This is a genomic window from Achromobacter anxifer (assembly GCF_903652925.1).
GTDB lineage: Bacteria > Pseudomonadota > Gammaproteobacteria > Burkholderiales > Burkholderiaceae_B > Achromobacter > Achromobacter anxifer.
Window position 1 is genome coordinate 99,193 of record NZ_CAHLAR010000016.1, and the last position, 21,433, is coordinate 120,625.

The 21,433-nt window shown below is 67.3% G+C and carries 21 protein-coding genes; 14 read left to right on the plus strand and 7 right to left on the minus strand.

The genetic code is table 11. The annotated features are described in order from the left end of the window. Positions 1 to 33 precede the first annotated feature (33 nt). On the minus strand, positions 34 to 399 hold the full coding sequence (locus HWY37_RS31835; RefSeq protein WP_246302461.1) for a GNAT family N-acetyltransferase: 366 nt from the start codon (positions 397 to 399) through the stop codon (positions 34 to 36). Positions 400 to 1,048: 649 nt separating this feature from the next. Here HWY37_RS31835 and HWY37_RS31840 point away from each other — a divergent pair. Then, on the plus strand, positions 1,049 to 1,267 hold the full coding sequence (locus tag HWY37_RS31840) for a hypothetical protein (protein WP_175208873.1): 219 nt from the start codon (positions 1,049 to 1,051) through the stop codon (positions 1,265 to 1,267). Positions 1,268 to 1,308: 41 nt separating this feature from the next. Here HWY37_RS31840 and HWY37_RS31845 read toward each other — a convergent pair whose 3' ends face one another. Continuing rightward, positions 1,309 to 2,091 carry a 3-oxoacyl-ACP reductase gene (locus HWY37_RS31845; protein WP_175208872.1) on the minus strand — a complete coding sequence of 261 codons (783 nt, stop codon included), beginning with the start codon at positions 2,089 to 2,091 and terminating at the stop codon, positions 1,309 to 1,311. 18 nt (positions 2,092 to 2,109) lie between these two features. Then, on the minus strand, positions 2,110 to 2,913 hold the full coding sequence (locus tag HWY37_RS31850; RefSeq protein WP_175208871.1) for a FadR/GntR family transcriptional regulator: 804 nt from the start codon (positions 2,911 to 2,913) through the stop codon (positions 2,110 to 2,112). Between the two features lie 293 nt (positions 2,914 to 3,206). Between HWY37_RS31850 and HWY37_RS31855 the strand changes: the two genes are divergently transcribed. Then, positions 3,207 to 4,643 (plus strand): aldehyde dehydrogenase family protein, encoded by a 1,437-nt coding sequence (locus HWY37_RS31855; RefSeq protein WP_175208919.1) that lies wholly within the window; start codon positions 3,207 to 3,209, stop codon positions 4,641 to 4,643. 92 nt (positions 4,644 to 4,735) lie between these two features. Beyond that, a complete protein-coding gene (locus HWY37_RS31860) occupies positions 4,736 to 5,440 on the plus strand; it encodes a riboflavin synthase subunit alpha (protein ID WP_176090653.1) in 705 nt (234 codons plus the stop codon). A gap of 28 nt (positions 5,441 to 5,468) precedes the next feature. Here HWY37_RS31860 and HWY37_RS31865 read toward each other — a convergent pair whose 3' ends face one another. The 3 genes from HWY37_RS31865 to HWY37_RS31875 all read right to left on the minus strand — a co-directional run bounded on the left by HWY37_RS31865 (position 5,469) and on the right by HWY37_RS31875 (position 8,876). Then, positions 5,469 to 5,990, minus strand: a complete 522-nt coding sequence (locus tag HWY37_RS31865) for a 2'-5' RNA ligase family protein (protein ID WP_175208869.1) — start codon at positions 5,988 to 5,990, stop codon at positions 5,469 to 5,471. A 67-nt stretch (positions 5,991 to 6,057) separates the two neighbouring features. Then, entirely contained in the window at positions 6,058 to 7,551 is a 1,494-nt protein-coding gene (locus tag HWY37_RS31870) for a M81 family metallopeptidase (RefSeq protein ID WP_176090654.1), read from the minus strand. Between the two features lie 23 nt (positions 7,552 to 7,574). Beyond that, positions 7,575 to 8,876 carry an MFS transporter gene (locus HWY37_RS31875; protein WP_175208867.1) on the minus strand — a complete coding sequence of 434 codons (1,302 nt, stop codon included), beginning with the start codon at positions 8,874 to 8,876 and terminating at the stop codon, positions 7,575 to 7,577. A 195-nt stretch (positions 8,877 to 9,071) separates the two neighbouring features. Here HWY37_RS31875 and HWY37_RS31880 point away from each other — a divergent pair, with 195 nt between their 5' ends. Together HWY37_RS31880 and speG are read left to right on the plus strand one after the other, a co-directional pair. Next, complete coding sequence (locus HWY37_RS31880; RefSeq protein ID WP_175208866.1) at positions 9,072 to 9,986, plus strand: LysR family transcriptional regulator; 915 nt, start codon at positions 9,072 to 9,074, stop codon at positions 9,984 to 9,986. A gap of 57 nt (positions 9,987 to 10,043) precedes the next feature. Continuing rightward, on the plus strand, positions 10,044 to 10,628 hold the full coding sequence (speG, locus tag HWY37_RS31885; protein ID WP_175208865.1) for a spermidine N1-acetyltransferase: 585 nt from the start codon (positions 10,044 to 10,046) through the stop codon (positions 10,626 to 10,628). 53 nt (positions 10,629 to 10,681) lie between these two features. Here speG and HWY37_RS31890 read toward each other — a convergent pair whose 3' ends face one another. Then, entirely contained in the window at positions 10,682 to 13,174 is a 2,493-nt protein-coding gene (locus HWY37_RS31890) for a heavy metal translocating P-type ATPase (protein ID WP_484456029.1), read from the minus strand. Positions 13,175 to 13,274: 100 nt separating this feature from the next. Between HWY37_RS31890 and cadR the strand changes: the two genes are divergently transcribed. The 9 genes from cadR to HWY37_RS31940 form a co-directional block, all read left to right on the plus strand. Continuing rightward, positions 13,275 to 13,709, plus strand: coding sequence for a Cd(II)/Pb(II)-responsive transcriptional regulator (cadR, locus tag HWY37_RS31900; RefSeq protein ID WP_175208864.1), 435 nt, complete (start codon positions 13,275 to 13,277; stop codon positions 13,707 to 13,709). 193 nt (positions 13,710 to 13,902) lie between these two features. After that, positions 13,903 to 15,084, plus strand: coding sequence for a CaiB/BaiF CoA transferase family protein (locus HWY37_RS31905; RefSeq protein ID WP_176090655.1), 1,182 nt, complete (start codon positions 13,903 to 13,905; stop codon positions 15,082 to 15,084). A 79-nt stretch (positions 15,085 to 15,163) separates the two neighbouring features. Beyond that, positions 15,164 to 15,910: a FadR/GntR family transcriptional regulator gene (locus tag HWY37_RS31910; protein ID WP_176090656.1), complete on the plus strand. Its 747-nt coding sequence runs from the start codon at positions 15,164 to 15,166 to the stop codon at positions 15,908 to 15,910. Then, positions 15,907 to 16,722, plus strand: coding sequence for an enoyl-CoA hydratase (locus tag HWY37_RS31915; RefSeq protein WP_176090657.1), 816 nt, complete (start codon positions 15,907 to 15,909; stop codon positions 16,720 to 16,722). The genes HWY37_RS31910 and HWY37_RS31915 overlap by 4 nt, the downstream gene beginning before the upstream one ends. A gap of 176 nt (positions 16,723 to 16,898) precedes the next feature. Next, positions 16,899 to 17,882, plus strand: a complete 984-nt coding sequence (locus HWY37_RS31920; RefSeq protein WP_175208860.1) for a Bug family tripartite tricarboxylate transporter substrate binding protein — start codon at positions 16,899 to 16,901, stop codon at positions 17,880 to 17,882. Between the two features lie 86 nt (positions 17,883 to 17,968). Then, positions 17,969 to 18,571 carry a nitroreductase family protein gene (locus HWY37_RS31925; protein WP_175208859.1) on the plus strand — a complete coding sequence of 201 codons (603 nt, stop codon included), beginning with the start codon at positions 17,969 to 17,971 and terminating at the stop codon, positions 18,569 to 18,571. A 260-nt stretch (positions 18,572 to 18,831) separates the two neighbouring features. Beyond that, positions 18,832 to 20,064, plus strand: a complete 1,233-nt coding sequence (locus HWY37_RS31930; RefSeq protein WP_175208858.1) for a 3-methyl-2-oxobutanoate dehydrogenase (2-methylpropanoyl-transferring) subunit alpha — start codon at positions 18,832 to 18,834, stop codon at positions 20,062 to 20,064. Between the two features lie 2 nt (positions 20,065 to 20,066). Further along, a complete protein-coding gene (locus HWY37_RS31935) occupies positions 20,067 to 21,110 on the plus strand; it encodes an alpha-ketoacid dehydrogenase subunit beta (RefSeq protein WP_176090658.1) in 1,044 nt (347 codons plus the stop codon). Positions 21,111 to 21,113: 3 nt separating this feature from the next. Then, positions 21,114 to 21,433, plus strand: a 320-nt coding sequence (locus HWY37_RS31940; protein WP_302478632.1) for a biotin/lipoyl-containing protein, incomplete at its 3' end; no start/stop codon positions are given.

The window sequence follows — 21,433 nt, forward strand, 5'->3', positions numbered from 1 at the left end:
TGCCGGGCCGCCGCGGCGCAGTCCAGCCCATTCCTAGCGCTGCAGGACCTTCTTCATGGAAGGAGCGGGATGCATGGTGTAGCCCTCGCGTTCATAGAACGGTATGGCCTGCGCCCGCGCGTCCAGGAAGACGGCGTTCATTTCGCGCGCCGCGGCGTCCGCTTCGGCGTACTTCATCAAGGCTTGGCCGACGCCCTTGCTGCGGACGGTTTCGTCGACCACCAGGTCATCGACATGCAGATGGGGGCCGCGCGCCAGCGTATGGACGGGGCGCATGCCCAGCACTCCCACCAGCCGGCCGTCCAGATAGGCGCCGGCCAATTCATAGCCGCCGTGGGATTGGCGCCGGACGCGGGACAGGAATTCCGCTTCGTCCAGTGCTCGCAGTTGCGCAATCATGGGATAGGCGGTGGGCCATTCGGAAGGCAATAGTCTTTTGACCGTGATCATTGGGCGAGGGCAGGGTGGGTGGATCGGACCTTGATGATAGATGACTGTCGCGCTTTGGCGGGCGCATCGGAAACGCAATAGCGCGCGTTCATGCGGGCCGAGGCTGCCCCCGAAACAGGCGGCAGGTGACGCGCGAGGCGGGGGGCGCAGGAATTCGTTGATGTGTGAGCGAGTATGTCCGGTCCGCCCGCGGCGGTTTGCCGGGAGCGAGCCTGTCGCCTGGAACAACGCGGCCCGCATACAAAATGTTCGATTTCTTGCGGTTTCCTAATGACTAAGAATCGAAGGCACGTCTACGCTCGCTAACAGTTTCCTGAACGGAGAGGCGCAATGAAGCCTTTGGATCTAGATCCGATTTCTCCTGGTGTTGCGGGTAGGCCGGGAGTCCCCATTGTCGGTTGGCTGCTGGACGGACCGCAGCCCGAATTCACCGATGTCGTCAGCGTGGCCAGGCAATGGATGGTGGATGGGCAATCCGTATCCGAGGTGGTGCGCGCCGAGGACTGTGGGGCAAGGCCTACCATGGGACCAGGATGCTCCGTGTTGCGCGCGCGGGCCATCGCGGGCCGGCGCTGATAACAGACAGGGGGAGCTGCACATGAGAACCGGAGTGATCAGGCTGAACGGCCACCAGCTCGAATACGAACTCAGGCCGTTGGCGGCGCAGCAAGGCTACGAAGCATGGGTGCGCACCGCGCCCGGGCGCGAATGGACGCGCATAGGCGTGGGCGATGCCGCCTTCGCGAGCGAGGACGCGGCGCTCAAGGGCATCAAGTACGCCGCCGTTGAAATCAGCGCAAGGCGCTTGCAGGCATAGATAGCGTTGATCAATGGCGCGCCGGGCAGGCGCCCCATCGATCAGCCCTTCACCAGTCCGCCATCCACGATCAGGTTCTGGCCCGTCACCGCGCGCGACCAGGGGCTGGCGAAGAACAGCACCGCATCGGCGAACTGCTCGGGCGTGGTGACTTCGCGCAGCGGCGTGCCGGCGGCGATCATGTCGAATACCGCATCGGGCGTGGCCGCCGAGGCATCGGTGGTGCGCAGCAGGCCGCCCGACACCATATTGACGGTGATGCCGTCCGCGCCCAGTTCATGCGACAGGGTGCGGGTGAAGGCCAGCAGCGCAGCCTTGGCGGTGGTGTAGTCGTGGTACGGCACCACCGGATTCTGGACCAGGTTGGTGCCCACGTTGACGATGCGTCCGCCGCCCGCGGCGCGCATGCCTGGCAGGGCTGCCTGCGTGGTGTTGAGCGCGGCGCGTACGCTGCCTTCCAGCTGCGCGTTCATCTGCGCCCAATCCAGGGCGTCAGCGTGGGGACGGGCGTCGCCATTGAACTGGAAGGCGGGCAGGGCATTGTTGACTACCGTGTCCACGGTCTGGCCGAAGTGCGCGCTGGCCTGCGCGAACATGGCGGCGACCGCGGCCGGGTCGCGCACGTCGGCCTGTATCGCGATGGCCCGGTCCGGCGCGCTGGCCGCCAGGGCCTGCGCACGTTCGGCGCTGTTCAGATAGTTGACGACCACCTTGGCGCCTTCGCGCAGGAAGGCGCGCGCGATGGCGGCGCCCAGGCCGCGGCTGGCGCCGGTGACGATGACGAGTTGCTGGTCCAGGTTCAGGGACGGGCGTTGCGATGACATTGTTTGGAGACTTCCTGCTTAGTGTTCCGAACCGCTGTTCAGCATGCGGCTGCGGGCTTTTTCAATATGGGCGCGCATGACGTTGCGCGCGCCTTCGGCGTCCTGTTCCTGGATCAGCCGATAGATCTGGCGATGCTCCTCGATGGCGGCGCGGGTGCGCTTCCAGGGTTCGCTGTGGACCAGATGGCGCATGACGTTCACGGCATGGCTCACGTCGTATTCCAGCGATTTCAGCACCTGCACGAAGCGCTGGTTGCTGGTGGCCGCGGCAATGGCGCGGTGAAAGCCGTAGTCGTGATGATGGGCAATGGCGCCGGAGGCGTCGGCCTCTTCGTAGCCGGTAAGCATGCGGTCCATTTCGCGCAGGTCGTCATCGGTGCGGCGCAGGGCGGCCAGGTAGGCGCACTCGGGCTCGATCACCATGCGCAGCTCCAGGCCTTCCAGGATGTGGCCGACGCGCCGCGCCGGGTCGACGGCGGGCATGCCGCCCATCAGGTCGGGCTTGGCGCGGACATAGCTGCCGGAACCGCGGATGGAATCCACCAGCTGGTCCTCGCGCAGGCGGTCCAGCGCCTGCCGCACGACCGGCCTCGACACCTCGAACAGCGCGGCCAGTTCCAGTTCCGTGGGCAGCTTGCTGCCCGGCGCGATCTTGCCGGTGGCGATGGCGTAGAACAGGCTTTCGTAGACACGTTCGGCGAAGCGTTCGGCGCGCACGTAGCCCAGGCCCGATGCCACTTCCGCCAGCACGTCCAGCTCGGGGCGGGGGCGGTTCACGGCCTCCAGCAGCGATTCCAGCTGTGGGTCACGCACATTGCTCATCGGCGCTCCTCGTCCAATGTGTTGCCGGCCTTGTCAGTTGCCATGACAAGTCCGGGGCGGCGTTAAACCGCTGAATTATTAGGGATTACCCCAGGTGTTCAGAAAATATCCTGACTCTTGGGACAAAAGCTGTCAATTCAATTGACAAGTTGCGGGGCGCTCCCGTACCTTGGTCCGAAACCAGAACGCGACTCGCAAGGCTGCGAGCGGCGCGGCTCCGGCGTCTTTGCCGGCCACGCCTGGAGACCAAACCATCCCGCAACCGGCCGTCCGGCCGCTACTTTACTCCGCACATCGTGACTCAGAAGAACTTTATCGCCAACCAATGGGTGGAAGCCTCCACCGGCGCAACCATTCCCGTCCTGAACCCGTCCGATGGCGCGCCTTTCGACGCGATCGCGCGCTCGACCGCCGAGGACGTGGACCGCGCCGTGACCGCGGCGCGCGAGGCTTATGAAGGCGAGTGGGGCCAGATGGCGCCCGCCGCGCGCAGCCGCCTGCTGATGCGCATCGCCTTCGCGCTGCTGGACCGCCAGGAAGAGCTGGCGCAGCTGGAATCGGCCGACACCGGCAAGCCCATCAAGCAGGCGCGCGCCGATGCCGCGGCCGTGGCCCGCTACTTCGAGTTCTATGCCGGCGCGGTCGACAAGCTGCACGGCGAGACCATTCCCTACACCCCGGGCTTTACCGTGCTGACGGTGCGCGAGCCGCACGGCGTTACCGGCCACATCGTGCCGTGGAACTATCCGCTGCAGATCTTTGGCCGCAGTGTGGGCGCGGCCCTGGCCGCCGGCAACGCCTGCGTGGTCAAGCCGGCCGAGGACGCCTGCCTGTCGCTCCTGAAGCTGGCGGAAATCGCCGCCGAAGTCGGCCTGCCCGCCGGCGCCCTGAACATCTGCACCGGCTACGGCCATGAGGCCGGCGCGGCGCTGTCCGCGCATCCGGGCATCGACCATATCTCGTTCACGGGTTCGCCGCAGACGGGCAAGATGGTGGCGCATGCCGCCGCCGAGAACCACGTGCCGGTCACGCTGGAACTGGGCGGCAAGTCGCCCCAGATCGTGTTCGACGACGCCGACCTGGACGCCGCCATGCCGGTGCTGCTGGCCGCCATCATCCAGAACGCGGGCCAGACCTGCTCCGCCGGCAGCCGCGTGCTGATCCAGCGCGGCGTGTACGAAACCGTGCTCAAGCGCCTGTCGGACGCGTTCTCGGCGACCGTCACCGGTCCGGCTTCCGCCGACCTGGACGTGGGTCCGCTGATCAACGCGCGCCAGCAGGACCGCGTGCGCGGCTTTCTGGCCGAAGCCGAGGCCGAAGGCATGAAGGTCGCCGCCCGCGGCAAGCTCAAGGAAGGCACGCCCGAGGCCGGCTATTACCAGCCGCCCGTGCTGTTCCGCGACGTGCCGCCCAACAGCCGCCTGGCGCAGGAAGAAGTCTTCGGCCCGGTGCTGGCCGCCATGGTGTTCGACACCGAGGAAGAAGCGCTGGCCATCGCCAACGGCACCTTGTACGGCCTGGTCGCCGGCGTCTGGACCCGTGACGGCGGCCGCCAGTTGCGCCTGGCGCGCAAGCTGCGCGCAGGCCAGGTGTTCATCAACAACTACGGCGCCGGCGGCGGCGTGGAACTGCCCTTCGGCGGTTCGCGCCAGTCGGGCTATGGCCGCGAGAAGGGCTTTGAAGCGCTGTACGGCTTCACCACCCTGAAGACCATCGCCATCCGCCACTGATCCCGGCGCGCAGGCGGCGCGGCCCCTGGCAAAATATCGGTTAACGTTGATGTTTTGCTTCAGGGGCGCGTCGCCCCGCATTCAGGATCCGTATGTTCACCGGTATTGTTCAAGGCACCGCGAAGATCGCCAAGATCGCGGATCGCGAAGGCCTGCGCACTTTCACGCTGGATTTCCCCCCTGGTTTCTGCGTTGACCTGGCCATCGGCGCCAGCGTGTCGACGGATGGCGTCTGTCTGACCGTCACGGAAATCCTGTCCGAGACCCAGGCCACCTTCGACGTCATGCTGCAAAGCCTGGCCATCACCACGCTGGGCAGCTACCAGGAAGGCGACCGGGCCAACGTCGAGCGGGCCGCCAAGGATGGCGCGGAGATCGGCGGCCACCCCTTGTCCGGCCATGTCGATTTCACCTCCGAAGTGGTGATGGTGAAGTCGTCGGACACCAACCGCCTGATGCGCTTCAACATCCCCGAGGCTTTCCGCAAGTACGTCTTCGCCAAGGGCTACATCGCCATCAACGGCGCCAGCCTGACCGTGTCCGAGGTCAACCGCGCCGAAGGCTGGTTCGAGGTCTGGCTGATTCCCGAAACCCGCCGCATGACGGTGTTCGAGGACAAGCAGGTCGGCGATTTCGTCAATATCGAAATCGAGCGCAGCACCCAGGTGGTGGTCGACACCGTGCGCGAGACTGTGCAGGAAAGCCTGGGCAAGCTGCAACCGCTGCTGGAAGCCATCCTGAAGGAAAAAGGGCTGACGCTGGAAGACTTCGTCAGCCCTCAGGCCAAGCTCAAGTAGCCTGCCGCGCGGGGAGGGCGGCTGCCCGTCAGCCGGCCAGCCGGGCCGAGGTCAGGTCGGTGAGCACGCCATTCTCCAGGGCGGCCATCGTCAAGCGGTCGACCGTGCCGCGGATGTCGAGCCCGCCCTGATTCAGTTCATCGCACAAGGATTTCATCAAGGCCCTGTTGGTGGATGAACCGATGGTGATGTGCGGCACATAGGGCAAGTCCAGGCGCAAGGTCGGCGCCAGCACCTGGCGGTAGAGGGCGTCATGCAGGCGCGACAGGCCGCTGTGGCCCTCGTCGGGAACCAGGTAGGCGTACGCGTGCGCCGCGTCGGCGCCGAGCATCGCGTAGCGGCACGTGAAGCCGATCGGGGCGTGTGCGCGGGCAACCTCTTCGAGGTGTTGCTGATAAGCCAGCTCGTCGATGCCGGCGCAGCCGAACGCCAGCGTGAAATGCGCCTTCACCAGCGGATGCTGGCCGTCATGCTGACGCCGGAAGACTTCGATGAACTCGGAGTCCGCCACGGACAGCGCGGGATAGGCGAGCGTGAAGAGTTTCTTCATGCCCCCAGTCTGCCATCGCCGCGCGATAAAGCCAAACCCCGCCGGTGCGCGGCGGGGCGGGTCATGCTCAGTACGAGAACGCCTTGCCTTGCGGCCGCACGCGGATGCCGGGCTGCAGCCGGGTCCAGGGCAGGTCGGCCGGGTCGGCCTGCATGGGGCCGGGGGCCTTGGCCACCAGCACCTCGTGGGCGATGGGCTGGAAGTCCGCGCGGAAATGCACCGAGCTTTTCACCACCAGTATCGCCATTTCCTCGGGCTGCACGCCGCCGACGCGGAACAGGTTGCGGTCCAGCATCTGCGACTTGGTGGCGCTGACCACCACCCGCACGCCGCCGATCCGCAGGCCGGCCACGGCCTCCAGGTCCACATCCATGCCGTTCATCATCGGACCGTCGAAGCGCAGCTTGCCGGGCGACAGGGTTTCGACCAGGAACTCGCCTTCGAAGGCCGAATCGCCGGCCACGCCCGATTGGCCGCCCAGGCTCAGCCGCACCTTGTTGCCGAGGCCGGCCGCGGTGGCCTGGCGTACGGCTTCCGGGTCATAGAACAGCCCCAGGGCGGCGTTCTGGGCGTTGGCTTCCACCAGCGCGCGCAGCATGCCGGTGGTGTTGGCGTCGCCGCCCGCGCCCGGATTGTCCTGCGTGTCCGCGATCACCACCGGGCGCGACGCGCCCGCCGCCAGCGCCTGCGCGCGGCGCACGGCCTCGGCCGGTTCGAGAAAGTCGGGCGACCATTGCGGTTCCAGCTCCAGCACGCGTTGGTACAGCGCTTCGGTCACGCGTTCGACCGCCGCGGCATCGGTGCCGTAGGCCCAGACCACCGGGCCGCATTCGGGGAAATCCGCCGCCGGAAAGCCCGGCGCGAACGAGATCGAGGCCACGCCCGGCGTCTGCTCCAGGCTTTCCAGCAGCTGGTAGACACCTTGCGATGGCTGCAGCATGGTGCACATGCCGTTGATCGGAATCAGGAAGGGCAGGCGGCGCTGGCTGCGGTGCCAATTGCCGCCGGCCGCGTTGCGGGCTTGCAGCAGGCGGGCGGCGTGTTCGCCGGTATCGGCCATGTCCACGTGGGGATAGGTGCGGAACGCGGCCAGGCCGTCGGCTTCCTGCAGCATCTGCGCGGTGACGTTGGCGTGCAGGTCCAGGCTGGCGATCACCGGAATGTTGGGGCCGACGATCTGGCGCATGCGCGCCAGCAGCTCGCCTTCGCCGTCGTCGAGGTGTTCGGCCACCATGGCGCCGTGCAGGTCCAGGTAGACGGCGTCATAGGAGCCGTTGCGGGCGGCGTCCAGGATCTCGCCGGCGATCCGTTCGTAGGCGTCGCGCGTCACGTGGGCCGAGGGGCTGGCGCCCGCCCAGATCACGGTTTCCACGGTGTGGCCCTGGGCGATCATCGCATTGATGAAACCGCCGGCGGGGATGTTGACCTCGCGCAGCGCCAGCATGTCCTTGCCGCGCACCATGGCCGGGAAGCCTTCGCCGCGCACGAAGTTGTCGTAGGCGGCCTGGGACGGCGCGAAGGTGTTGGTTTCGTGCTGGAAGCCAGCAACCAGAATGTGCATGTTCGTTTCCTGTGGGTTGGACTTCAGGCGCGGACGGGCGCGGAGCGGGGCGGACGGTTCACCAGCAGCAGCAGGGCGCCTGCCACCAGCAGGGCGGAGATCACGTACAGGCCGCCCGCCAGCGTGCCGGTGGCCTGCTTGGACCAGCCGATGATCGACGGGCTGAGAAAGCCGCCGAGCAGGCCGATGCTGTTGATGAGGGCGATGCCGCCGGCCGCTGCCTCTCCTTTGAGGTACTGGGAAGGAATCGCCCAGAATACCGTGTAGGAGGCCCACATGAAGCCGGTGGCCAGCGTGATGGCGCTCAGGGATAGCGCGAATTGCGTCGGCGCGGCGGTGGCCACGCACAGCGACACGCCCGCCAGCAGCGCGGGCACCAGGGTGTGCCAGCGCCGTTCCTGCATGCGGTCGGAACTGCGCGCGAACCACAGCATGAAGATGGCCGCGGCGATGTACGGGATGGCGGAGTACAGGCCGATCTCCATGGTGTCCTGCACGCCCGCCAGCTTGAGCAGCGTGGGCAGCCAGAAGCTGACCGCATAGATGCCGCAGATCAGGCAGAAGTACGTCAGGGCCATGCCGTAGATGGCCGGATCGCGCAGCACCTGCTTGAAGGCGTGCTTCTGCTGCGCGCCGCGCGTGTCCAGATCGGCCGCCAGCAAGGCCTTTTCCTCGGCGCTGAGCCAGCTCGCCTCGGCGGGCTTGTCGTCCAGGTAGCGGTAGGCCACCACGCCCAGCAGCACGCAGGGCAGGCCTTCCAGCAGGAACATCCATTGCCAGCCGTCCAGGCCATGCGCGCCCGAGAAGGCGGTCATGATCCAGGCCGAGACCGGGCCGCCGACGATGCCGCCGATGGGGCCGGCCAGCATCACCACCGCCATGACGCCGGCCATGCGCGACTGCGAGTACCAGTAGGTCAGGTAGAAGATCATGCCCGGCGCGAAGCCGGCTTCGAACACCCCCAGCATGAAGCGCAGGACGTAGAAGCTCCATTCGCCCTGCACGAACAGCATCGAGGCCGAGGTCAGGCCCCACAGCACCATGATGCGGCTGATCGTGCGGCGCGCGCCGATGCGGGTCAGCAGCAGGTTGCTGGGCACTTCGAACAGCACGTAGCCCAGGAAGAAGATGCCGGCGCCCAGGCCGTAGACGGCGTCCGAGATGCCGATGTCCTGCTGCATCTGCAGCTTGGCGAAGCCGATGTTGATGCGGTCCAGGTAGGCAAAGACATAACAGAGCAGCAAGAAGGGCAGCAGGCGCCACGTGATCTTGCGGTACAGCGGGGCCAGGCGCGGGTCCGCGCCCGGCGTGGTCGGATGGGGCATTGCTTGTCTCCTCGCGCGGGTCTGTCGCCCGCGGTGTGGCTGGGTGTGGCGGGACGCGCAAGGCGCCCGGGGCCGCCATTATTGGAAGACAGCGGCGTTCCGAACAATGACCAGGGTGATAAATTATCGTTGCCCTACGGGCAACACTAGAAACGACATCAAGCGGCGCCATCGGGCGCCCGGGGAACGCGGGACATGCAGGAAATCAGCCAGGTCCGCCTGAAATACTTCAACGAGGTCATGGCCTGCGGCTCGATACGGGGCGCGGCGGACAAGCTGGATACGGCGGCCTCCGTCATCAGCCGGCAGATACAGCTGCTGGAAAAGGAATTGGGCGTGCAGCTGTTCGAGCGGCGCTCGCGCGGGCTGACGCCCACCGAGGCGGCCGACATGCTGCTGGAGTATCACCGCGGCTGCCGCGCCCAGCAGGAACACCTGAATGCGCGCCTGCAGGAACTGCGCGGCATGCAGCGCGGCAACGTGCAGCTGATGATCAGCGAGGGCTTTATCGACGGCCTGATGGAGCACGTGGTGGGGCCGTTCTGCATCGAATATCCGCAGATCAACATCAGCGTCAACGTGGGGTCGGTGAATGAAGTGGTCGAGGCGGTGGCTGCCGACGCGGCTCATATCGGCCTGGCCTACAACCCGCCCGTGGATCCGCGGCTGCGCTGCCGCGCCAGCCGCAAGCATCCGGTCTGCCTGCTGGCCGGCCGCGGCCATGCCCTGGCCGCGCGGCGAGGGCCGCTGACCATCGCCGACATCCTGCCGTATCCCTTCGCGCTGATGTCCGCGCCCTATGGGCTGCGCCAGGCGGTGGACCTGCTGGAATTCACCGAGCGCATTCACCTGACGCCCAGCCTCACCACCAATTCCCTGCGCGTGCTGAAGCAGTATGCGATCAGCGGCGCGGGCGTGACGCTGATGCCCAACCTGGGCGTGCACCATGAGCTGGCCAGCGGCGAACTGGTCGCGATTCCCATCGCGCACCCCATCCTGAGCGCGCCCGAATGCCAGGCGCTACTGCGGCTGGGGCGGCCGCTGTCGTCCGCCGCCAATGAGGTCATGCGGCGCATCGAACAACGCCTGCCGGCGTTCTCGGGAAGCTGAGCGCCAGCGCGTCGGGCCGCGCCCGCTTACAATGGCCGCACTTTCGGAGGTATCACCATGTCGGTCACAACCGATATCAAAATACGCCCCCTGGAGCGTGGCGACCTGCACTTCGTGCACAAGATCAACAATAACGACGTCATCATGCGTTATTGGTTTGAAGAGCCCTACGAGGCCTACGACGAACTGGTCGCCCTGTATGACCGCCACTTGCATGACCAGAACGAGCGGCGTTTCATCATCGAGCACGACACCGGGCAGCCCGCTGGCCTGGTCGAACTGGTGGAAATCGACTACATCCACCGCCGCGCCGAATTCCAGATCATCATCGCGCCCAGCTACCAGGGCCGGGGCTACGCCAAGGCGGCGACCCGCATCGCGGTGGGCTACGCCTTCCGCGTGCTGAACCTGCACAAGGTCTATCTGGTGGTGGACAAGGACAACACCGCCGCCGTGCACATCTACGAGCGCTGCGGCTTCCAGATCGAGGGCGTGCTGAAGGAAGAGTTCTTTTCCAACGGCGCCTATCGCGACGCCTACCGCATGGCCTTGCTGCAGCACGACCATCTGCGCGACGTGGGTCCTGGCGCCCCGGATGCGCCGGTGCTGCGCGACTGGCCGCAGGAAGAGCAGGCGGGCTGAGGCCTTGCGCCGGCGGCCATGCGAGGCATGCGCCGCCGGGTCGGGCTCCCGAGTCAATGGGCGGCAGGCGCCGCCCGCAACAGCCGCAGGCCGTTGGCCACCACCAGCAGGCTGGCGCCCACGTCGGCGAACACCGCCATCCACAGTGTTGCATTGCCGGTCATGGCCAGGGCCAGGAACACGGCCTTGATGCCCAGCGCCAGCACGATGTTCTGCACCAGCACGCGATGCGTGGCGTGCGACAGGCGCAGGAAGGTGCCGATTTTGCGCAGGTCGTCGTCCATCAGGGCCACGTCCGCGGTTTCGATGGCGGTGCCGGTGCCGGCCGCGCCCATGGCGAAGCCGATGTCGGCGCGGGCCAGGGCGGGGGCGTCGTTGATGCCGTCGCCCACCATGCCCACGCGGCCGCCTGACGCCAGCTTGCTTTCGATGGCGCCGAGCTTGTCTTCGGGCAACTGGTCGCCGCGCGCCTCGTCGATGCCGACTTGCCGAGCGATGGCCTGGGCGGTGGGCGTGTTGTCGCCCGTCAGCATCAGGGTGCGCACGCCCAGGGCGTGCAGGTCCGCGATGGCGGTGGCGCTGGTCGGCTTGACCGTGTCGGCCACGGCGGCGACGGCCAGCACGCGGCTGCCGTCGGTCAGCGCGATGGCGCTCTTGCCCTGGCGTTCCAGTTCGTCCAGGCGCGCTTCCAGCTTGGGGCTGGAAACGCCCAGTTCGCGCATCAGGCGGCGGTTGCCCAGCTGAAAGGTCACGCCGTCCAGCGTGGCGCTGACGCCGCGGCCGGGCAGGGCGGTGAAGTCCTGCACGTCCAGCAGGGCCGTGCCGGCTTCGCGCGCGGCATTGGCCACGGCCAGCGACACCGGGTGGTCAGAGCGCGCGGCCAGGCTGGCCGCGACCAGCGTGGCGGGCTGGCGGCTCAGGTCGGACACGTCCCATTCCTGGATGTCGGTCTGCACCGGCTTGCCGTGGGTCAGCGTGCCGGTCTTGTCCAGCGCCAGCCACTTCAGGTTGCGGCCTTCTTCGAGATATACGCCGCCCTTGACCAGGATGCCGCGGCGCGAGGCGGCGGTCAGGCCGCTGACGATGCTGACCGGCGTGGAAATGACCAGCGCGCAGGGGCAGGCGATGATCAGCAACGCCAGGGCGCGGTAGATCGCGTCGAACCAGGGCTGGCTCCACAGCAGAGGCGGCAGCACCGCCACCAGCACGGCTATGCCTACTACTGCGGGCGTGTAGATGCGCGAGAAGCGGTCGATGAAGCGCTGCGTCGGCGCGCGCGCGCCTTGCGCCTGTTCGACCGCGTGGATGATGCGCGCCAGCGTGGTGTTGCCGGCTGCGGCGGTGACGCGGTATTCGAAGGAGCCGGCCGCGTTGACCGTGGCCGCGTAGACCGGATCGTCCAGCGTCTTTTCCACGGGCAGGCTTTCGCCGGTGATGGGCGACTGGTCCACCGCCGAGCTGCCGTTGACGAGGATGCCGTCGGCCGCGATGCGCTCGCCGGGCCGCACGCGCACGATGTCGCCCAATTGCAGGCTGGCGGCGGGCACTTCCAGCCACTGGCCATCGGCCTGGCGCACCGTCGCCGTTTCCGGCGCCAGGTCGAGCAGGCCGCGGATGGCGTTGCGCGCCCGGTCCAGGGAACGGGCCTCGATCAGTTCGGCCACGTTGAACAGGAACATCACCATGGCCGCCTCGGGCCATTGGCCGATCAGCACCGCGCCGGTGACGGCGATGCTCATCAGGGCGTTGATGTTGAGGTTGCCGTTGCGCACGGCGATCCAGCCCTTGCGGTAGGTGCTGACGCCGCAGGCCAGGATGGCGGCCACGGCCAGCGCCGCGGTGGCGCCCAGCGGCCAGCCGGCGAAGTGCGACAGCTCGGACAGCGCCGCCAGGACGCCGGCGCCGCCGATCAGCCACCAGTTCACGGGCTTGGCGGCGGGGGCGGGCGTGCCGGGGGCGTTGTCGGCCAGCGGTTCCGGCGTCATGTCCAGCGACTTGATGGCGGCCATGATGCGGTCCAGCGCGCCTTCGGCGTGCACCACCGTCAGCACGCGCTGCATCAGGTTGAAGTCCAGCGCATGCACGCCGTCCAGGTTGTCCAGCTTCTTGCGGATCAGCGTTTCCTCGGTGGGGCAGTCCATCTGGCCGATGCGCAGCCGCGCCAGCGACTGGCCCGGGCCGGCGCTGAGCGTGGCCGCGCCGGAGCCCGAAACGTTGATCGACTGGGAGCCGGCGCCGCAGCAGGCGCCGCCGGAATGATCGTGGCCCTGCGCGGCCTTGTGATCGTGGCCGTGGTCGTGATCATGAGGGTGGTTGTGATCATGGCCGTGTCCGGCATGATCGTGTCCCGCGTGGCCATGCGCGGCATGGTCGTGGCTGGCATGGTCGTGCCCGGCATGTGCATGGCTGGAATGATCGTGCCCCGAATGATCGCGTCCGGCATCCGCGCGCGCGTTCGTGGCCGCAGCGCCGCAGGCGCCGCCCGCGCAGCAGCCGTCTTGCCCGGCGGGCGCATGTTGGTGTTTTTTGACCGGAGGTAAAGACATCGTCCTCTGCCTTGAAATAAGCTGGTGACGCTATTCCACACCTTGGAGTTACTATAGGGTCAACCCCCTAAATCAATCGGATGCGATCCGGGAGGCAGCGATGCGTATCGGCGAATTGGCCACGGCGGCCGGAACCACGGTCGAAACCGTCAGGTATTACGAGAAAGAAGGGCTGTTGCCGGCCCCGGAACGGGGACTGAACAACTACCGCAGCTATGGGCAGCCCCATCTGGAGCGGCTGCGGCTGATCCGCAATTGCCGGGCGCTGGATATGACGCAGGACGAGATCCGCGCCATTTTGTCGCTGGCGGACAACCACCAGAGCGGTTGCGGCCCCATCAATGAGCTGTTCGACGAGCACATCTCCCACGTCGACGAGCGCATTGCCGAACTGACCCAGCTCAAGTCCCAGCTGACCGAGCTGCGTCAGCGCTGCCTGTCGGCCCGGCCCGACACGGAAGATTGCGGCATCCTGCATGGCCTGAGCGAAATGCAGGTCGAAGAGCGCCAGGAACGCCACACGCACCTGGGCTGATCGCGGCCCCGAGAGGGGCCAGCCAACCAATTCCGGCCTGAGAGCCTAGGGAAAACCCGCCGCGCAAAAAGCGCGGCGGTGTCTTGTTGCGCCCAAAATCAGCATGTAAGATGTCCAACATCCGACAAATAATGACAAGACGCCAGGCTTCATCACCGAGGCCGCGGCGCCAACAGCAGAGAGGCAGACAAGCATGGATTCCAAGCCGCTGGCCCGATTCACCGTCCTGGACCTGACGCGGGTGCGTTCCGGCCCCGCCGCCGTGCGCCAGTTCGCCGATTGGGGCGCCACCGTCATCAAGATCGAGGAGCCGGGCGACCAGCAGGACGACAAGCCGGGCGGCTCGGCCCAGTTCGCCGACTACCAGAACACCCATCGCAACAAGCGCAGCGTGACGCTGAACCTCAAGCATCCGCAGGGCCGCGAGCTGTTCCTGGACCTGGTGCGCCAGGCCGACGTGGTGGTGGAAAACTACCGGCCCAACGTCAAGTTCAAGCTCGGCATCGACTACGAGACGCTGCGCCAGGTGAATCCGCGCATCGTCTACGCCAGCGTCTCGGGATTCGGGCAGGACGGCCCCTACGCCGGACGCCCGGGGCTGGACCAGATCGCGCAGGGCATAGGCGGGCTGATGTCGGTGACGGGCGAGCCCGGCCGCGGCCCCATGCGTGCCGGGATTCCGGTGGCGGACCTGACGTCCGGCCTGTTCTGCGCCATCGGCATCTTCATCGCGCTGCTGGAGCGCGAGGTGTCGGGGCAGGGCCAGTGGGTGCAGACCTCGCTGCTGCAGTCGCAGGTCTGGATGATGGATTTCCAGGCCATGCGCTGGCTGATGAACGGCGAAGTGCCTGGCCAGAGCGGCAACGACCACCCCACCAGCAGCCCGACGGGCGTGTTTCCCACCAGCGACGGCTATATGAATATCGCGGCCATGGGCAACGATATCTATGCGCGCCTGTGCCGAGTGCTGGAACTGCCGGAACTGATCGAGGATGAACGTTTCCTGACCGTGCCGCTGCGGGCGCGCAACCGCCCCGCGCTGAACGCCGCCATCGCCGCGCGTACGGCCACCCGCCGCACCGCCGAGTGGATCGCGCTGATGAACAAGGAGGGCGTGCCTTGCGGCCCGATCCTGGGCATGGACCAGACTTTCGAGGATCCGCAGGTGCGGCACCTGGGACTGAGCCGCGAGATCCGGCATCCCGCGCTGGGGCCGATTTCGGTGGTGGGGCAGCCCATGATCCTGAGCCGCTCGGCGGCCGGAGAGATGGCGCCCGCGCCCGAGCGTGGCCAGCACAATGACGACGTGTACGGCGGCATGCTGGGCCTGGCGCCCGACGCGCTGCGGCAACTGGCCCGCGAGGGCGTCATTTAAGGCCAGGTCCAGGCTCCGCGCATAATATCGCCGCCAAGGTCGCCCGCGCATCCGGCGGCCCAGACGGAGACAGCCCCACATGAACGCCCCATCCACCACCGCCGCCGATCAGGTCTTTTCCAGCCTGGGACGCCCTGACAACCTGCCGGACGAGATCGCTTCGCAGATCCGCCAGAAGATCGTCCTGCGCGAATTCGAGCCGGGCCAGCGCCTGCCCACGGAATTCGAATTGGCGCAGATGTTCGCCGTCAGCCGCAACGTGGTGCGCGAGGCGATCGCGCGGCTGAAGCTGTCGGGCTATGTCGACACGCGGCGCGGCGTGGGTTCCTTCGTGGCGCTGGACGTGGGCACGCGCAATTTCGAGATCGCGCCCGAGGACCTGCTCCAGCCCGAGCCTCTGCTGCACATATTCTGGCTGCGGGTGGAACTGGAATCCGGCGCCGCGGCGCAGGCGGCGCTGCACCGCAGCCCCGAGCAGATCGAAACCCTGCGCCAGGCCCTGCAACGGGTCGACGCGGCCGGCAACGACTGGCAGGCCGGCGCCGACCACGCGCTGGACTTCCACATGGCCGTGGGCGAAGCCACCAACAACCCTTACTTCGTGCGCCTCCTGGCGCACCTGCGCCACGTGTTCCGCGGCGCCGTGCGCACGCTGCGCTATACCAGCGCGGGCACCGAGCGCGTGCCGGAAATCGAGCGCGAACACCACCGCATTTTCGATGCCATCGTCGCCGGCGACAGCGAGGCCGCGCGCCTCGCCATGCGCGTGCACCTGACCAATGGCATCCAACGGCACCAGACAGTCATACAAGGAAAGCAACCGTGACCACACTACGCATCCTGCAGGGCGAGATCACCGACAACATCGTGGCCGAAAAGCGCGGCGCGGTGGGCTGGCTGACATTCAACGATCCGCAGCGGCACAACGCAGTGTCGTTCGCGATGTGGGAGGCGGTGCCGGTGGTGCTGGAAGCCTTCCGCCAGGATCCGGAGATCCGGGCGGTGGTATTGCAGGGCGCGGGCGGCAAGGCCTTCGTCAGCGGCGCCAACATCTCGCAGTTCGACAAGCTGCGCAGCGGCGAAGACGCGGTGGTCGAGTACGAGCGCGTGGCCGAGGCCGCGCAGCTGGCGCTGTACGACTACGACAAACCCACCATTGCGTACATCCAGGGCTATTGCATCGGCGGCGGCCTGAACATCGCCCTGTGCTGCGACATCCGCATTGCGTCCGATAACAGCAGCTTCGCGATTCCCGCCGGCAAGCTGGGCCTGGGCTACCGCCTGACCGCGATCCGCAACCTGGTGACGGCGGTCGGTCCCGCCAACGCGCTGGAGATCTTCCTGACGGCGGCGCGCTACGACGCGCACCAGGCCAAGGAGCTGGGTCTGATCCGCAGGGTGGCGCCGGCCGAAGAACTGCCGCAGGTGCTGGACACGATGCTGTCGCAGATCCAGGCCAATGCGCCCCTGACGCTGCGCGCCGGCAAGAAGATGATCCGCCAGCTGCAGCAGCTGGGGCCGGAGGTCGACGTGGAAGGCATGCGCCGCCTGGTGCTGGAGTGCTTCGAGAGCAATGACTACCGCGAGGGCCGCGAGGCGTTCGCGGAAAAGAGAGCGCCGGTGTTCACCGGCACCTGATCTCCGGCCGCGGGCCGGATTCCCTACGCGGCTTGCAGGTCCGCGCCTTTCCCGGCGCGGCCGGGGGAGGCTTGCGTCCTGAATCCGCGCGCGGACCGGATCAACCCGGCCACCGATCCCATGCCGGACGGCCAGGCCATAGACCGCGCAGTAAGCGCGGCGACGAGGAGACAGACATGAAAGCGGTTCATCTGAAGGCAGGCCTGGCGGGGCTGGCGGCGTGGCTGTGCGCGGCGCCGTTGCAGGCGCAGGGCGCGTATCCGAGCCAGCCGGTGCGCATCGTGGTGGGCTACGCCGCGGGCGGCACCACCGACATCCTGGCGCGCGCCCTGGGCGAGCAGCTGAGCAAGGAGCTCAAGCAGCCCGTCATCATCGAGAACAAGGCCGGCGCCGCCGGCAACATCGCGGCGGCGGCCGTGCAGCAGGCCGCGCCCGACGGCTACACCCTGTTCATGGCCACCGTTTCCAGCCATGGCATCAACCCGGTCGTGTACAAGAAGTCGCTGGGCTACGATCCGGTGGGCGGCTTTACGCCGGTCAGCATGATCGCCTCGATTCCGCTGGTGCTGGTCGCCAATCCCAAGCTGCCGGTCGCCTCGGTGGCGGACCTGGTCAAGCTGGCGCGCGAGAAGCCGGGCGACCTGAACTATTCCTCCAGCGGCAACGGTTCGCCGGTGCATGTGGCCGGGGCCATGTTCGCTTCCGAAGCCAAGGTGCAGATCCAGCACGTGCCTTACCGCGGCGGGTCGCTGGCCAATTCCTCGGTGATGAGCGGCGAGACCCAGTTCAGCTTCGCGACCTTGCCCGCGGCCCTGCCGCAGGTTCGCGCAGGCGCGCTGCGCGCCCTGGCCGTGACCACCCGTGACCGTTCGGCCGAATTGCCCGACGTGCCCACGGTGGCCGAGGACCCCATGTTCAAGGGCTACGAGATCAACACCTGGAACGCGCTGATGGCGCCCAAGGGCACGCCCGACGCGGTGGTGGAGGTGCTGAACAAGGCGGTGGCGCGTTCCCTGGCCGTGCCCGCGCTTCAAACCCGTTTCAAGGGCGAAGGCGCGACGCCGGGCGCGAGCAGTCCGGCCGAGCTGGGCCAGTTCGTCAATGCGGAGCTGGCGCGCTGGGCCGGCGTCATCCAGGAAGTCGGCATCCAGATCGAATGACCTCTGGCGGTCCGGGGGGATGACGGCCCGGGGCGGCGGAGTGGCGTAATATGAATTGTGTTTCTTTCTCATTGACGCCAGATCCGATGACCACGACCCCGACCCAGACCGCCACCCCGCTGCACGCCTTGAATACGCGCCGTTCCTTCAAGTTCCTCCGCGCCCCGGCGCCCAAGCCCGAGGAACTCGAACAGATCCTGCAGGCGGCCATGTCGGCGCCGGACCACGGCGCCTTGCGTCCCTGGCGTTTCGTGGTGATCCGCGGCGAGGCCATCGGCAAGCTGGCCGATCTGGCGCTGGACGCGGTCAAGCGCAGCGGCGATCCGCGCATGACGCCCGAAAAGGAAAAGTCGGTGCGCGAATGGATGGCGGGCGTGCCCCTGTTCATCGCCGTGGCGCAGAAGATCGCGCACGACAACACCAAGATCCCGGAACAGGAACAGCTGCTGGCCACCGGCGCCGCCACCATGAACCTGCTGAACGCCGTGCACATGCTGGGCTATGGCGCGTTCTGGAGCACCGGCATCGGCACCTACGTGGAAGACGTGCAGAACGCGCTGGGCCTGGACGCGCTGGATTACCGCTTCCTGGGCTTTCTCGCCATCGGCACGCCGGCTTGCGCCGTGCCGCCGGCCAACCGTCCGGACTACCGCGAATTCGTTTCGGAGTGGACCGGCCCGGCCGCGTAAGCGCCGGCGCCAGGCGGCCAGAGGCGCCGCCACGAGGATTTTCCTCCGCATGAAAAACCCGGCCGCGCGCCGGGTTTTTGTCTTTGGCCCTTCAGCCTTCGGGGCCATCGCAAGCACCCCTCGCCCTGTGCTACTCTGGCTCCCGGCCTTGCATGTTCATCCCTTTGCACGGCCGACGATGGCAATGTCCTCGGTCACCCCCTTGGGCAGTGTCTTGGTAAGAAGAATGCGCATGACACGATCAAGCGTGGAGACAATACATGAGCCAATATGGGCCGTTGAAGTTGCACGTCCCGGAGCCTACAGGGCGCCCGGGTTGCAAGACCGACTTTTCCTATCTGCACCTGTCGCCGCCCGGCGATGTGCCCAAACCCCCCATTGATGTTGCCGCGGTCGATACCGGCGGACTGGCCTACAGCCTGGTCCGGGTGATCGCCGACGACGGCAGCGCCGTCGGGCCGTGGGCGCCGGAGCTCAGCGACGACATGCTGCGCGCCGGCATGCGCAACATGCTGAAGACGCGCCTGTTCGATGCGCGCATGCTGACGGCGCAGCGCAAGAAGAAGATCTCGTTCTACATGCAGAGCCTGGGCGAGGAAGCCATCGGCACGGCCCACGCCATGGCGCTGGAGCAGGGCGACATGTGCTTCCCGACTTACCGCCAGCAGAGCATCCTGCTGGCGCGCGACGCCTCGCTGGTCACCATGATGTGCCAGCTGATGTCCAACGAGCGCGATCCGCTCAAGGGGCGCCAGCTGCCGGTCATGTATTCCGACCGTGAACGCGGCTTCTTCAGCATCTCGGGCAACCTGGCCACCCAATTCATCCAGGCGGTGGGCTGGGGCATGGCCTCGGCCATCAAGGGCGACACGCGCATCGCCTCCGGCTGGATCGGCGACGGCGCCACCGCCGAGGCCGACTTCCATACCGCGCTGACCTTCGCCCACGTCTACCGCGCCCCGGTCATCCTGAACGTGGTCAACAACCAGTGGGCCATTTCCACCTTCCAGGCCATCGCCGGCGGCGAAGGCGCGACCTTCGCGGGCCGCGGCGTGGGCTGCGGCATCGCTTCGCTGCGGGTGGACGGTAACGATTTCCTGGCGGTCTATTCCGCTTCGCGCTGGGCCGCGGAGCGCGCCCGCAGCAATCTGGGCCCGACCCTGATCGAATGGGTGACCTATCGCGCCGGCCCGCACTCCACCTCCGACGATCCCTCCAAGTACCGTCCCGGCGACGACTGGAGCCACTTCCCGCTGGGCGATCCCATAGCGCGCTTCAAGAAGCACCTGATCCTGCGCGGCATCTGGTCCGACGAAGAGCATGAAGCCGTCAAGGCCGAGCTCGACGCCGAGATCCTGGCGGCCCAGAAGGAAGCGGAAAGCTACGGCACCCTGGTGGACGGCCACGTCCCCAGCGCCGCCAGCATCTTTGAAGACGTGTACAAGGACATGCCGGAGCATCTGCGCCGGCAGCGTCAGCAGCTCGGAGTCTGACCATGGCTATCGATAACAACGCTGGTCCGGCCTCCGCGCCGATGACCATGATCCAGGCTTTGCGCTCGGCCATGGATGTGATGCTGGAGCGTGACAACAACGTCGTGGTGTTCGGGCAGGACGTGGGCTATTTCGGCGGCGTGTTCCGCTGCACCGAGGGCCTGCAGGCCAAGTACGGCAGCTCGCGCGTGTTCGACACGCCCATTTCCGAAGGCGGCATCGTTGGCGTGGCGGTGGGCATGGGCGCCTACGGCCTGCGCCCCGTGTGCGAAATCCAGTTCGCCGACTATTTCTATCCGGCTTCGGACCAGATCGTGTCCGAGGCCGCGCGCCTGCGCTACCGCTCGGTCAACGAGTTCGTCGCGCCTATGACCATCCGCATGCCTTGCGGCGGCGGGATCTACGGCGGCCAGACGCACAGCCAGAGCCCCGAGGCCATGTTCACGCAGGTCTGCGGACTGCGCACGGTGATGCCGTCCAATCCGTATGACGCCAAGGGCCTCTTGATCGCCTCCATCGAAAACGACGACCCGGTGATCTTCCTGGAGCCCAAGCGGCTCTACAACGGCCCGTTCGACGGCCACCACGACCGGCCGGTCACGCCCTGGACCGGGCACCCGGGCAGCGTGGTGCCCACCGGCTACTACACCGTGCCGCTGGATAGCGCCGCCATCGTGCGGCCCGGCAACGCGCTGACCGTGCTGACCTACGGCACCACGGTGCATGTGTCGCTGACCGCCGCCGAGGAAACCGGCATCGACGCCGAGGTCATCGACCTGCGCAGCCTGTGGCCGCTGGACCTGGACGCCATCGTCAACTCGGTCAAGAAGACCGGCCGTTGCGTGGTCGTGCACGAAGCCACGCGCACCTGCGGCTTCGGCGCGGAGCTGATCGCGCTGGTGCAGGAACACTGCTTCCATCACCTGGAGGCGCCCGTGGAGCGCGTGACCGGCTGGGATACGCCATATCCCCACGCGCAGGAATGGGCGTACTTCCCCGGCCCGCGCCGGGTTGGCGAAGCGTTCAAGCGCGCGATGGAGGGTTGAGAGATGGGTATTCATGTCATCAAGATGCCCGACATCGGCGAAGGCATCGCGGAAGTTGAACTGGTCGCCTGGCACGTGAAGATCGGCGACATGGTGGCCGAGGACCAGCCGCTGGCCGACGTCATGACGGACAAGGCCACGGTCGAGATTCCCGCGCCGGTGGTCGGCCGCGTGGTCGCGCTGGGCGGGGAAGTGGGCCAGGTCATGGCCGTGGGCGGCGAGCTGATCCGCCTGGAAGTCGAGGGCGAGGGCAACCTGAAGTCCGGCGCGGACGCGCAGCCGGCCAAGGCGGCCGCGGCGCCTGCTGCCGCGCAGCCCGCCGC